Below are 12,932 nucleotides of genomic sequence, written 5' to 3' on the forward strand. Positions count from 1 at the left end.
GCGCATCCACCACGACTTGGGGCTGTGGAGGGCGGGGCCGGGTACCCAGTTGTGGACGAGTTGCGGTCCAGTCGCACTGGGTCCACGATCCCGACGCTCAACACCCGCCATGGCTGTGGGCCGAGCGGACATGTGTCCGCTCGAGTGCCGAGATGGCAGCCCGCCGGCGCCGGCCCCGCAGCCCGGGGCCTCAGCCCAGCAGGGCGTCGTACGCCGCGGGGCTGGAGTCGCGGAGGAACTCCGAGCAGCGCTCCCACTCCTCGGTCTCGCCGATGGCGCGAGCCGACAGGGCCAGCAGGGCGAGGGCGCGCAGGAAGCCGCGGTTGGGCTCGTGCTCCCACGGCACCGGGCCGTGGCCCTTCCAGCCGTTGCGGCGCAGCATGTCCAGGGAGCGGTGGTAGCCGACCCGGGAGAAGGCGTAGACGGTGACGTCGTCGGCGCCGTTGTCGCGGGCCTCCTCGGCGAGCGCGGCCCAGGCGAAGGGGGAGGCCGGGTGGTGGCGCACCGCGGTGGCGGGTGCGGTGCCGGCGGCGAGCTCGGCGGCAGCGGGATCTTCGGGCAGGCGGGTGGCCGGGGGGCCAGCCATCAGGTCTTGGTGGGTCATGCCGCCAGCATCGCACGCGTCAACGACCGCTCCGGCGGGCCGCCCCGCGATCGGCGCCGCGGTGCGTCCCGGCCGACGCCGAGGGTCGTGCCGAGGCTCACGCGGGCGTCAGTAGGGTCCTGACCTGGTCGGAGCCGAGTGCCACGATCAGCGTGGGCAGCCGCGGACCGCGGTCCTTGTCCACGAGCAGGTTGTAGAGGAGCTTGAAGAACTCCTTCTGGTCCGCCTTCACCTCGTCGGTGGGCGCGGCGTCGACGGCGAGGCCGTGCGCCAGCTTGGGGACGCCGTAGACCACGGTGGTGACCGAGTCCAGCTCCAGCTCCTCGGGCAGGTGCTCGCGGAGCAGCTCCAGCCACCGCGCCTCGCGCTCGGTGAGGGCCGCGAGCCGCTGGGTGTCCGGGGCGCTGCGGACGATGGTGCGGTCCTCGGCGGGCACGAACTCCGCGGTCCACTGCATCGCCTTGGTCAGCCGGGGCTCCAGGTCCGCCACCGAGTCGTGGGCGAACCCGACCTGACCGATGACGGCGCTGATCAGCTCCGCGGAGCCGGCGGTCACGTCGGCCACCGAGGAGAGCGTGCGGAACGGCACGACGACCCGCGAGGTGGGCAACGGGCCCGAGGCCGGGCCGATCGCCCGGTCGTGGGCCAGCACGGCGGCGTCGCGCTTGGCGGGGTCGGCGGCCTTGCGGCCCAGGGCGTCCCACTCGTCGTACAGCCGGACGACCTCGGGGCCGAAGTCGATGTTGAAGGTCTGCTTGGGCGCCCGGCGGACGTAGAGCCAGCGCAGGATCGGCGCCTCGAGGACCCGCAGCGCGTCGCTCGCGGTGGGCACCCCGCCGGCCGAGGAGGACATCTTCTGCATGCCGGCGAACCCGACGAACCCGTAGGCCACGAACGAGGGGGCGCGGCCGCCGAAGAGCTTCACCACGTCCTTGCCGACGGTGTACGACGACCCGGGCGTCGCGTGGTCGGCGCCGCCGGGCTCGAAGTCGACGCTCTCGAAGGCCCAGCGCATCGGCCAGTCGGCCTTCCACACCAGCTTGCCCTCGTCCTGGGTGGCCAGGTTGGTGACGCCGGAGAAGGTGCAGGCGGTGCAGGTGTAGGCGAGGTCGGTGCTCTCCTCGTCGTACGCGGTGATCGTGGTGGTGTCGCGTCCGCAGTCGCGGCAGTAGGGCTTGAACGGGAAGCGTGCGAGGTCGTCGCCGGCCCCGGTGGGTGCGTCGTCGGCCTCGGCGACCGACTCCTCCAGCGACTCCGCCTCCTGCTCCGAGGTGGGCTCGGGGGCCTTGGCCTTGGTGCGGTAGCGGTCGAGGATCGCCTCGATCTCGCCCCGGCGGCGGACGGCGAGCAGGATCTGCTCGCGGTAGGTGCCGGCGCGGTACATCTGGGTCTGCGACACCTCCTCCATCTCCACGCCCATCTCGGCCAGCGCCTCGATCAGCGGCGCCTTGAAGTGCTCGGCCCAGGACTCGTGGCACTCCCAGGGGTCGGGCACGGCGGAGAGGGGGCGGCCGATGTGCTCGGCCCACGAGGGGTCGACGCCCGCGGGGACCTTGCGAAAGCGGTCGTAGTCGTCCCAGGAGTGCAGGTGGCGGACCGGGACCCCGCGGCGCCGCAGCTGGTCGGCGACGAAGTGCACCGTGAGGAACTCACGCAGGTTGCCCAGGTGCACCGGGCCCGAGGGGGAGGCCCCCGACGCGCAGGTGACGAGGTTGCCCTCGCCGGCGTGGCGGACGGCCTCGTCGGCGGCGCGGGTCACCCAGTCGACGGGCTCCTGGCGGGCGGCTCCTGCGGACACGCGGCGACTCCTGGCGATGGGGATCTGAGGGCGGGCTGGCACTCCAACGCTACCGCTGGCCGCCGACGTCCCCGGAGTTCAGGGCCGGTCAGCTCATGTCAGGGCAGGATCATCGAGTAGGCGCCCGGCTCGACGCGCCAGGTCCGGGTGCGTTCCGGGCCGTAGAGCTCGCCGTCGGCCGAGGCGAAGAACTCCTCGCCGGAGACCGAGACCTCCCGGCCGCGCAGGTAGATGACGTCGTCCCGCTCGTGGTGGGTGCCGCGGGACAGGCGGGCGACGTAGGCGAACTTGGCCAGTGGTCCGGTGGCGCGCGAGATCATGATGTCGACGACGCCGTCCTCGGCGTCGGCCTCGGGGGTGAGCTCGGCGCCGCCACCGACCGAGGTGCCGTTGCCGACCGCGACCATCAGCACGGGCTGGTCGAAGTCGTTGATTACACGGCCGTCCACCTCGACCCGGAGCCGCAGCGCTGGCGGCAGGAAGGCGGCCTGCAGTGCGCCGATCGGGTAGCCGAGCTTGCCGAGGTTGACCTTGCCGACCCCGATCGGGCCGAGGCGCTTCTTCCAGCGGTGGCCGCGACGGCTGGCCTGGGCGCCGGCGCCCACGTGCACGTTGTTGACCACCACCGCGCCCAGCTCGTCGACGATCAGGTCGACCGTTCGGATGTGGCCGGTGACCAGCACCCGAGCCGCCTCCTGCGGATCGAGCGGGATCTCCATGTGGCGCGCGAAGTCGTTGCCCGTGCCCAGCGGGATGAGGCCGAGCACCTTGTCCTTGAGCTCGTTGCGCCGGTGCAGCACCGAGACCACGGCGTGCAGGCTGCCGTCGCCGCCGGCGACCACGATGCGTCGGGAGCCGGCGCGGTGCAGGACGCCGTCCAGCTCGCCTGGGTTCGAGGTCGCAGCCACCTCGACGGACATCGTGCCGTGCAGCACTCCCAGCGCGGCGTCGAGCGACTGCTGGTCGGAGGTGCCCGCCTCCGAGTTGGTGATGACCAGCAACGATTCCATGGCACGGACCATAGCGGAGGGGCGTGCGCCGAGGGGTGGGCGAAAATGGCGGCTCCGGCCTGGACCCTGGACTTTGGTAAGGTCTTGCCGCAAGAGCTCCGGTGCACTTGTGCCGGAGCTGCTTCTTTGTGTGCGTGGTCGTGGACCCGACCTCGCCACCGACGTGAAGGGGGCTGCGATGCCCGCGATCATGGTTCTGGGCGCCCAGTGGGGCGACGAGGGCAAGGGCAAGGCCACCGACCTGCTCGCCTCCACCACCGACAGCATCGACTACGTGGTGCGCACCAGCGGCGGCCACAACGCCGGCCACACCATCGTGGTCAACGGCGAGAAGTTCGCCACCCACCTGCTTCCCAGCGGCATCCTGACGCCCGGTGCGACGTGCGTGATCGCCAACGGGGTGGTGGTCTCGCCCGAGGCACTTTTCCGCGAGCTGGACGCCCTGATCGCGCGTGGTGTGGAGCCGGCGCCGCTGGTGGTGAGCGCCAACGCGCACGTCATCGCCTCGTACCACTCCACGATCGACAAGGTCACCGAGCGCTTCCTCGGCAACAACAAGATCGGGACGACCGGGCGCGGCATCGGGCCGGCGTACGCCGACAAGGTCAACCGCCTGGGCATCCGGGTCGCCGACCTCTTCGACGAGAAGATCCTCGCCGCCAAGATCGAGGGTGCCCTGGACACCCGCAACCACCTGCTGACCAAGGTGTACAACCGCCGGGCGATCGAGCCCGGGCAGGTCGTGGAGGAGCTGCTCTCCTACGCCGACCGGCTGCGTCCGATGGTGGCCGACACCTCGCTGCTGCTCAACCGCGCGCTCGACGAGGGCAAGACCGTGCTGTTCGAGGGCGCCCAGGCCACGATGCTCGACGTCGACCACGGCACCTACCCGTTCGTGACCTCCTCGAACCCGGTCGCCGGCGGCGTCTGCGTCGGCGCGGGAGTGGGACCGACCCGGATCGACCGGGTGATCGGTGTGATCAAGGCCTACACCACCCGCGTCGGCTCCGGTCCGTTCCCCACCGAGCTGTTCGACGAGGACGGCGAGAAGCTGTGGCGCGTGGGTGGCGAGGTCGGTGTCTCCACCGGCCGCGACCGGCGCTGCGGGTGGTACGACGCGGTGGTGGCGCGCTACGCCACCCGCGTCAACGGCCTGACCGACCTCTTCCTCACCAAGCTCGACGTGCTCTCCGGCTGGGACCGGATCCCGGTGTGCGTGGCCTACGAGATCGACGGCGTGCGGCACGACGAGATGCCGATGACGCAGACCGAGTTCCACCACGCCAAGCCCATCTACGAGTACCTCGAGGGCTGGGGCGAGGACATCTCCGGCTGCCGCACGGTCGCCGAGCTGCCCGCCGCCGCGCAGGCCTACGTGACGGCGCTGGAGGAGATGAGCGGCACCCGGATCTGGGCGGTCGGCGTGGGTCCGGGCCGCGAGCAGACGGTCGTCGTCCACAACGACTGAGTCGGCACCGAGTCAGCGGGCCGCCCGCTGCACCCCGCGCGACCACGCGGCACGCAGCTCGGCGGCCTGCTCCTCGGTGCCCCGTGACTCGGCGACCTCCGGCCCGGTGGGAGTCATCTCGACGCTGAACCCCACCGAGGGGGTACGTCCCTCGGGATCGGTCGCCCGCACCCACAGCTGGTAGCGGTCGGTGTCGCCCTGGTGCCGCGCCAGCACCGAGGCGACCCGGGCCAGCTGCGGGGCCAGGGCAGGGGCGCGGACCTCGAGCCCGACGTACGGCGGCTCGTCCTCCTCCTGGGTGATCTCCAGGGTGCCCGTCGGTCCGGGGGAGGTGAGCAGCTCGTGCCCGAGCATCACCAGGGAGTCGTCTCCTCCGGGCACGATCTCCACCACGTCCCCCAGCGCCGTCACGAAGTGCAGCGTGGTGGAGCCCAGCGCCTCGCCCGCCTCGCGGCGCAGCAGCTCCATCAGGGGCATCGCGGTGGCCAGGGAGCCCTGGAGTCGCACCTCGACGGCCGCGCCCGCCAGGCGGGCCGACTCGACCCCCGGGCCGCCGGACAGCACCTGGATCACCCGGGTGGGGTCCACCCGCTCGGCTGGGTCCTGGAACCAGGCCGTGAACACGTTGTCGGTGACCACCACCTCCACCGGCCCGAGGCCTGCGCCGCGCGGTCCAGCCGCCACGGCCGCCTCGGCGGGGGTGACGGCGCGGGCGTCGGAGACCCCGAGGATCACGCCCTCGGGCTGCACGGCCAGCCCGGTCAGGGCGAATGCCGTACGCGCGCCGTCGTGCTGCGACTCCACGCTGCGCGCCAGGTCGACCGCGGCGGTCGGGAACTCGCCGGTCGCCCGCAGCAGCCGGTCCAGTCCGGTGGTGCCCTCCGCGGTGAAGGAGACCTCGAGGCGGGGGCCGGTGGTGGGGGCGACCAGCTCCCAGGCGGTCTCGGCCACGGTCCAGAAGTCCGCGCGCCGGGTCGGCCGGAGCGTCAGGTCCGCGCGCTCGGGGCCGAGGTCGGCCTCGAGCACCGCGACGTCGGGGTTGTCCGCGGCCCAGGCGAGTGCCGCGCCGACGTAGGAGTCGTCGGCCGCGTCGCTGTCGGCGTCGATCCGGGCGGTCAGGTGCTGTCGCTGGTCGTGGGTGCGAGCGTCCTCCCACAGCGTCACCAAGATCTCCCGGGGGTCCAGGTCGCGGGCCACCTGGATCGCGTCGCTGATCTGCTCGGCTTCCGAGCCGAGCTGCAGGTCCAGGGAGATCGTGCAGGAGAACTCGGGGCAGCCGACCGTGGCCTCCTGGACCCCGGGAACGTCCTGGAACGCCTCCTCGACCGTCTCGTCGCTGATCCCGCAGGCGGCCAGGCTCAGCAGCGCCAGTACGACGAGCGCCGTCGCGCGAGCTCGCCGGCGGACGGGACGAGGCGGTGCTGCTGGGCGGGGCATGCCGCAGATCGTGGCAGACGCGCGGCCTTCAGCGGCGCTGCTGCACCGCGTGGAGCAGATCGCTGCCCAGGTCGACCAGCTCGGCGCGGCTCAGCGGCAGCTCCTCGCCCAGCCAGGAGGCCAGCACCTCGGCGAACCCGGCGGCGAAGAGCAGACCGTGCAGCCGGGCCCGTTCCGGTGGCCACGCCGCCGCTCCGAACACGTGCTGCGCCTCGTCGCCGACGAGCTCGGCGAACCCGGCCAGCAGTTGGTGGCGACGGGCGCGGAGAGCGGCGGTGCCGGTGGACTCCACCACCGCCACCCGGCCCTTGGCGGGGGAGTCGCCGATCAGGTCGACCACCGCGGTGATCGCCGCCCGCACCTGGCGCGAGGGATCGCCCGCGTGCTCGGTCAGCGCTGACAGGGCGGCGGCGGTCATCTCGGTGGCCACGGAGTCCAGGGCGGCGACCATCGCCTCGTCGCGGTTGCGGAAGGACTCGTAGAAGTAGCGCTCGGTGAGCCCGGCCTCGGCGCAGATGGCGGTCATCGTGGTTCCAGGCTCGCCGCCGCCGGCCAGCGTCGCGATCGTGGCCGCGACCAGGCGCTCCCGCCGTACGGCGGCACGCTCGGCCGCCGACCTGCCGCCGTAGCTCCGCTCCGATTCGCTCACCGGCTCATCCTGCCGTACCGCCTTGACAGTGACGTGCATCACCGCAAAACTGACAGGACGCCCTGTCAGATGTCCACGAAGGAGCCCCATGAGCCGCACCCCCCGCACCCCCGGTCCCGGCGCCAGCCCCTTCGCCGGGCGCACCATCGCCATCACCGGCGGGGCCCGCGGCATCGGTGCCGCCACCGCCCGGCTGCTGCAGGAGCGGGGCGCGGACGTGATCATCGGCGACCGCGACGCGGGCCACCTGGCGGAGACGGCCCGGGAGCTCGGGGTGCGCTGGCACCCCCTCGACGTCACCTCGGTCGAGGACTGGACCGCCTTCGTCGCCGCGGCGGGGGAGATCGACGTGCTGGTCAACAACGCCGGGATCATGCCCGTCGGGCCGTTCCTGGACGAGGACGCGGGCGTCACCCGGCAGATCTTCGAGGTCAACACCTTCGGCGTCATCAACGGCACCCGGGCCGTCGCGCCCGGGATGGTCGCGCGGGGCCGCGGGCACGTCGTCAACATCGCCTCCGCCGTGGGGCGCGTCGCGCTGCCCAACGGGGCGTCGTACTCCGCCTCCAAGCACGCGGTGGTCGGCTTCACCGAGGCGATGCGCGCCGAGCTCACCCCCGCCGGCGTCGAGGTCTCGATGGTGCTGCCGGTGATCGTCAACACCGCCCTGGGCGCCGGGGTAGCCCGGACCCGGGGGGTGCCCACCCTGGACCCCGAGCAGGTGGCCGCTGTGGTCGTCGACGTGATCCGGCGCCCGGTCCCCGAGGCCTGGGCGCCGCGCTGGGGTCAGCCGGTCACCAAGGTCTCCCAGGCGCTGCCGCGCCGCTTCCAGGACGTGGCCCGACGGCTGATGGGGGCCGACGACGTGCTCACCCATGCCGACCCTGCCGCCCGGGCGGCGTACGAGAGCGAGGCCCGCCGCACCTGACCCGGCGGTGATCGAGCCGGGGGAGTCGTGCGTCAGTCGACGTCGCAGTAGCTGGCGCGAGTGTCCCCAGGCTGGCAGTAGGAGGACCCGGCAGCCCAGACCGCCCCGGCGAACCACGCGGCCGACACCGCCGCGACCAGGACCGGCAACGCCAGAGCTCCGCGCACCCGGCCTCGGGCCGTGCGTGCCAGCCACCACAGGGACAGGCAGAGGATGACGAGCTGTCCCAGGCTGCCGGCCCAGAGCCAGCCCTCGGCGGCGGCGCACGGAGACGACCACAACGAGGACACGCTGTAGTTGGTGGTGCAGTCGTTGATGATCCCGAAGCCCGCGAGGAAGATCCCGACCGTGCCCAGCGCCAGGGCGACCAGCGCCGGGAGCAGCCAGAGCGCGGCACGCAGCGTCTGGTCGTAGCCCGGGCGTCCCTCGTCCGTGGCCGGTCCCGGCGTTGTCTGCATGGGCCGATCATGGCGCATCGCGCCCCCTTGCGGGCAGCGTCCGGGGGGCGGCTCGATCGCGACTAGAATCGCTCCACGTGAAGACCCTCGTGATCGGCACCGGCGGCCGTGAGCACGCCCTCGCCCTGGCCCTCGCGCGCGATCCCGAGGTCACCGAGGTGCACGCCGCACCGGGCAACCCGGGCATCGCCGAGGTCGCCACGCTGCACGAGGTGGACCCGATGGACGGCGCCGCGGTGGCCGCGCTGGCCGGGCGTCTGGGCGTCGACCTGGTGGTCATCGGCCCGGAGGCGCCGCTGGTCGCGGGCGTCGCCGACGCCGTGACCGACGCCGGCATCGCCTGCTTCGGTCCCAGCCGGGCCGCGGCACTCCTGGAGGGCTCCAAGGCCTTCTCCAAGGAGGTGATGGCCGCCGCCGGGGTGCCGACCGCTCGCTCGTTCACCTGCACCAACTCCGAGGAGGTCGCGGCCGCCCTCGAGGCCTTCGGCCCGCCGTACGTCGTCAAGGACGACGCCCTGGCCGCCGGCAAGGGCGTGGTGGTGACCAACGACGACGTCGAGGCCCTGGCGCACGCCTCGTCCTGTGAGCGGGTCGTCATCGAGGAGTTCCTCGACGGCCCCGAGGTCTCGCTCTTCGCGGTCTGCGACGGCACCACGGCGTACCCGCTGCAGCCCGCGCAGGACTTCAAGCGGATCTTCGACGGGGGACTCGGCCCCAACACCGGCGGCATGGGCGCCTACTCGCCGCTGCCGTGGGCGCCCGCCGACCTGGCCGCTCAGGTGCTCGCGGACGTCGTACAGCCCACGCTGGACGAGATGGCCCGCCGCGGGACGGCGTTCCGCGGCTGCCTGTACGTCGGCCTCGCGCTGACCGCCGCCGGCCCGCGCGTCATCGAGTTCAACTGCCGCTTCGGCGACCCCGACGTGCAGCCGGTGCTGGCGCTGCTGGAGTCCGGGCTCGGGTCGCTGCTGCTCGCCGCCGCGCAGGGCCGCCTCAGCGAGGTCGAGCCGCCGCGGTTCCGCGACGGTGCCGCGGTCAGCGTGGTGCTCGCCAGCGCCGGCTACCCCGAGTCCTCCTCCAAGGGCGACGTCATCGTCGGCACCGAGACGCTGGCCGCCGACCGCGAGGTCGACGTGATCCACGCCGGCACCGCCGGAGGGTCTCCGCTGCTCACCGCCGGCGGTCGGGTGCTCGCCGTACGCGCCGTCGGCACCGACGTCGCCGACGCCCGGGCCAAGGCCTACGAGGGCGTCGCCATGATCTCGTTCCCCGGAGCCCAGTGGCGCCGGGACATCGCAGCCGAACCGCTGGGCGTCGTCGAGGGCGCCGCCCTCCACGCCTGACCTCCGCCCCCTCCAGAGGAGCCTGCCTGATGACTGTCCCCAACGTGCTCGCGACCAGGTACGCCGGTGCGGACCTGGCCGCGATCTGGTCGCCCGAGCACAAGATCGTGCTCGAGCGTCAGCTCTGGATCGCCGTGCTGCGCGCCCAGTCCGACCTCGGCATCGACGTGCCGCAGGGCGTCGTCGAGGCCCACGAGGCGGTCGTCGACCAGGTCGACCTGGCCTCGATCGCGGCGCGCGAGCGGGTCACCCGGCACGACGTGAAGGCCCGGATCGAGGAGTTCTGCGCGCTCGCCGGCCACGAGCACATCCACAAGGGCATGACCTCGCGCGACCTCACCGAGAACGTCGAGCAGCTCCAGCTCAAGCAGTCGCTCGAGCTGCTGCGCGACCGGACGGTCGCCACCCTGGCCCGGCTGGCGCGGCTCGCCGCCGAGCACGAGACCACCGTGATGGCCGGGCGCTCCCACAACGTCGCCGCGCAGGCCACCACCCTGGGCAAGCGGTTCGCCACCATCGCCGACGAGATGCTGATCGGTCTGCAGCGCGTCGAGGAGCTGCTCGCGCGCTACCCGCTGCGCGGGATCAAGGGTCCGATGGGCACCGCCCAGGACATGCTCGACCTGCTCGACGGCGACGCCTCCAAGCTGGCGGACCTGGAGACCCGGGTCGCGGCTCACCTCGGGTTCGACAACGTGCTGACCAGCGTCGGCCAGGTCTACCCCCGCTCGCTGGACTTCGACGTGCTCTCCGCGGTGGTGCAGCTGGTGGCAGGTCCCTCCAACCTGGCCACCACGATCCGGCTGATGGCCGGGATCGAGCTGGTCACCGAGGGCTTCAAGGAGGGCCAGGTCGGCTCCTCGGCGATGCCGCACAAGATGAACACCCGCTCCTGCGAGCGGGTCAACGGCCTCGCGGTCATCACCCGCGGCTACCTCTCGATGGTCGGCGAGCTCGCCGGCGACCAGTGGAACGAGGGCGACGTCTCCTGCTCCGTGGTACGCCGGGTGGCGCTGCCCGACGCCTTCTTCGCCGCCGACGGCCTCTTCCAGACCTTCCTCACCGTGCTCGACGAGTTCGGCGCTTTTCCGGCCGTCATCCAGCGCGAGCTCGACCGCTACCTGCCGTTCCTGGCCACCACCAAGGTGCTGATGGCCGCCGTGCGCAACGGCGTGGGCCGTGAGGTCGCCCACGAGGCCATCAAGGAGGCCGCGGTCGGCGTGGCCCTGGACATGCGCAAGGGCCAGGTCGAGAACGATGTCTTCGCCCGCCTCGCCGCCGACACCCGGCTCGGCCTGACCCAGGACCAGATCGCCAGCCTGGTCGCCGACCCGATCGAGTTCACCGGCGCCGCGGTGGCGCAGGTGCAGGAGGTCTGCCGGCGGGTCGCGGTGGTCGCGGAGCGGTACCCCGAGGCTGCGGCGTACTCGCCTGGCGCGATTCTGTAGGCGGGGCTGGCAGGGATCCCCGCTTAGCCGGGGATCCCCGCGCCTAGGGGGGCATGCATGCCCCTCGAACCGTAGGAACACCCCACCAACCTCCTGTGATGGTGCATGGATACCCGCCTGAGCGGGGATCCCTGCACCTAGGGGGGGCATGCATGCCCCTCGAGCCGCAAGGAACCCCCTCGAACCCCCTCGAACCCGCCCCGTCGCGCGGTGCGCGTCCCCCGATTTGGGGGTTCCCTGGCAGTTACCGACCGGTAAGACTGCAGGCCATGCGCCTCCCACACGCCCTCGCCGCCGTGCTCCTGGTCGGGATGGGCGCGGGCCTGGCCGGGTGCGGCAACGACGACAAGCCCGTGCAGGGCACCCCGGGGCAGATCGGCTCCACCAACAAGGACGGTCTCTCCGAGGACTTCCCGCGCGACGAGGTGCCCATGCCCGACGGCGAGGTGAGCGACGCGCTCGGCTCCGAGCACGGCTTCATGTTCGTGCTGACCGTGGACCAGCCGCTCGAGGCGACGATGGGGGAGATCGAGTCGCTGATGTCGGAGGCGGGGTTCGTCGTCGACTCCGAGGAGAGCTCCGCAGGCGCCGCCGAGGCGGTCTACGTCTCCGAGGAGTGGCAGGTCACCGCGGCCGCGCTCACCTCGGAGAGCGAGAAGGGTCGGGAGCTGGGTCTGCCGGCCGAGGTGACCCGGCTCAACTACGCCGTCACGCCCGGCGCCTGAGCCGTCCCGCCCGGTACGACGGGTGTCCGGCGGACGCCGTGTGATCCAGTCGACGTGAGCCGCAGTTTGGCGCAGCCCGGCCCCAGGACCGATCTTGGGCGGATGACCACCCCCGTGACCGTCTCCGTGACCCGCCACGTCGATCCCGCCCACACCGAGGAGATGCTGGCCTGGGTCGAGGCCGGCTCAACGTTGGCCCAGCGCTTCGACGGCTTCCTGGGCAGCGGCTGGGTCAAGCCGCAGACCGACTCGCCGGAGTGGCACATGCTCTACCGGTTCGCCTCCGCCGAGCACCTCGCGGTCTGGGAGGAGTCGCCGCAGCGGGCTTGGTGGCTGGCGGCCGGTCAGGGACGCATCGAGGAGACCCGCGTCGAGCGCCGTACCGGCATCGAGGGCTGGTTCGACGAGCCGATGCACTCCGTGACGCTGGACCCCACGGCGGCGCCGGCGGTGCCCGCGGCGCCACCGCGGTGGAAGCAGATGGTCATCATCTTCATGGTGTTCTTCCCACTCAGCCTGTGCACCAACTGGCTCGCGGCGCAGCTGATCGCCGACTGGCCGCTGCTGCCGCGGGTGCTGCTCATCATCACGGTGATGACGCCCCTGATGACCTACGTCCTGATGCCGTTCGCCACCCGCAAGATGCAGTGGTTCCTGCAGCCGCGGGTCAGGCCGAGGGCTTGACGTCCAGGACGACGTCGAACTCCAGCAGCTCCGCGCCGGAGGCGACCGGCTTGGCGGGGGCCTCGCCGGGCTTGGTGGCGTGCGCGGCACGGCTGTCCCCGTCGCGCCACGCCGCGAACGACTCCTCGTCCGCCCAGTGGGTGACCACGAAGTAGCGCGAGCCGCCGGCCGTGGGGCGCAGCAGCTGGAAGCCCAGGAAGCCCGGCGAGCCCTCGACGGCGCCGGCCCGAGCGGCGAACCGCTTCTCCAGCTCCTCGCCGGCGCCGGGGGGAACGGTGATGGCATTGATCTTCACGACTGACATGCCACGAGCCTAGGGCCGATGCCATAGCCGTCCCGCCCCCGGCATCGGTGCTCGGGACGTGCTCGCGCGTCGCTAG

The 12,932-nt window shown here is 72.6% G+C and carries 13 protein-coding genes; 6 read left to right on the forward strand and 7 right to left on the reverse strand.

The genetic code is table 11. The features are described from left to right. Positions 1-190: 190 nt before the first annotated feature. The 3 genes from C5H89_RS10445 to C5H89_RS10455 all read right to left on the reverse strand — a co-directional run bounded on the left by C5H89_RS10445 (position 191) and on the right by C5H89_RS10455 (position 3,412). The gene (locus C5H89_RS10445; RefSeq protein WP_104106975.1) at positions 191-604 is read right to left on the reverse strand and encodes a DUF3151 domain-containing protein; all 414 of its coding nucleotides are present in this window, start codon (positions 602-604) and stop codon (positions 191-193) included. 97 nt (positions 605-701) lie between these two features. Beyond that, positions 702-2,402 carry a lysine--tRNA ligase gene (lysS, locus tag C5H89_RS10450; protein WP_104106976.1) on the reverse strand — a complete coding sequence of 567 codons (1,701 nt, stop codon included), beginning with the start codon at positions 2,400-2,402 and terminating at the stop codon, positions 702-704. A gap of 98 nt (positions 2,403-2,500) precedes the next feature. Further along, positions 2,501-3,412 carry a diacylglycerol kinase family protein gene (locus C5H89_RS10455; protein ID WP_104106977.1) on the reverse strand — a complete coding sequence of 304 codons (912 nt, stop codon included), beginning with the start codon at positions 3,410-3,412 and terminating at the stop codon, positions 2,501-2,503. A gap of 178 nt (positions 3,413-3,590) precedes the next feature. Here C5H89_RS10455 and C5H89_RS10460 point away from each other — a divergent pair, with 178 nt between their 5' ends. Continuing rightward, positions 3,591-4,880, forward strand: coding sequence for an adenylosuccinate synthase (locus C5H89_RS10460; RefSeq protein ID WP_104106978.1), 1,290 nt, complete (start codon positions 3,591-3,593; stop codon positions 4,878-4,880). A gap of 12 nt (positions 4,881-4,892) precedes the next feature. On the opposite strand, the gene C5H89_RS10465 is transcribed toward C5H89_RS10460, so the two are convergent. After that, positions 4,893-6,317, reverse strand: coding sequence for a hypothetical protein (locus C5H89_RS10465; protein WP_162799327.1), 1,425 nt, complete (start codon positions 6,315-6,317; stop codon positions 4,893-4,895). A gap of 28 nt (positions 6,318-6,345) precedes the next feature. Then, positions 6,346-6,966, reverse strand: coding sequence for a TetR/AcrR family transcriptional regulator (locus C5H89_RS10475; RefSeq protein WP_104107115.1), 621 nt, complete (start codon positions 6,964-6,966; stop codon positions 6,346-6,348). Positions 6,967-7,054: 88 nt separating this feature from the next. Here C5H89_RS10475 and C5H89_RS10480 point away from each other — a divergent pair, with 88 nt between their 5' ends. Next, positions 7,055-7,894 (forward strand): SDR family oxidoreductase, encoded by an 840-nt coding sequence (locus tag C5H89_RS10480; protein ID WP_104106980.1) that lies wholly within the window; start codon positions 7,055-7,057, stop codon positions 7,892-7,894. 32 nt (positions 7,895-7,926) lie between these two features. On the opposite strand, the gene C5H89_RS10485 is transcribed toward C5H89_RS10480, so the two are convergent. Continuing rightward, positions 7,927-8,352, reverse strand: a complete 426-nt coding sequence (locus C5H89_RS10485) for a hypothetical protein (protein WP_104106981.1) — start codon at positions 8,350-8,352, stop codon at positions 7,927-7,929. 77 nt (positions 8,353-8,429) lie between these two features. Between C5H89_RS10485 and purD the strand changes: the two genes are divergently transcribed. From purD to C5H89_RS10505, 4 genes are all read left to right on the forward strand, one after another. Next, positions 8,430-9,695: a phosphoribosylamine--glycine ligase gene (purD, locus tag C5H89_RS10490; protein ID WP_104106982.1), complete on the forward strand. Its 1,266-nt coding sequence runs from the start codon at positions 8,430-8,432 to the stop codon at positions 9,693-9,695. A 29-nt stretch (positions 9,696-9,724) separates the two neighbouring features. Beyond that, positions 9,725-11,143: an adenylosuccinate lyase gene (gene purB / locus C5H89_RS10495; RefSeq protein WP_104106983.1), complete on the forward strand. Its 1,419-nt coding sequence runs from the start codon at positions 9,725-9,727 to the stop codon at positions 11,141-11,143. A gap of 269 nt (positions 11,144-11,412) precedes the next feature. Further along, a complete protein-coding gene (locus C5H89_RS10500) occupies positions 11,413-11,868 on the forward strand; it encodes a hypothetical protein (RefSeq protein WP_104106984.1) in 456 nt (151 codons plus the stop codon). Positions 11,869-11,970: 102 nt separating this feature from the next. Then, the gene (locus C5H89_RS10505; protein ID WP_104106985.1) at positions 11,971-12,552 is read left to right on the forward strand and encodes an antibiotic biosynthesis monooxygenase; all 582 of its coding nucleotides are present in this window, start codon (positions 11,971-11,973) and stop codon (positions 12,550-12,552) included. On the opposite strand, the gene C5H89_RS10510 is transcribed toward C5H89_RS10505, so the two are convergent. After that, positions 12,536-12,856, reverse strand: coding sequence for an antibiotic biosynthesis monooxygenase (locus tag C5H89_RS10510; RefSeq protein ID WP_101523329.1), 321 nt, complete (start codon positions 12,854-12,856; stop codon positions 12,536-12,538). The two genes, C5H89_RS10505 and C5H89_RS10510, sit on opposite strands and share 17 nt — an antisense overlap. Positions 12,857-12,932: the final 76 nt, after the last annotated feature.

The organism is Nocardioides sp. 616 (assembly GCF_002930065.1).
GTDB classification, from domain to species: Bacteria; Actinomycetota; Actinomycetes; order Propionibacteriales; family Nocardioidaceae; genus Nocardioides; species Nocardioides houyundeii.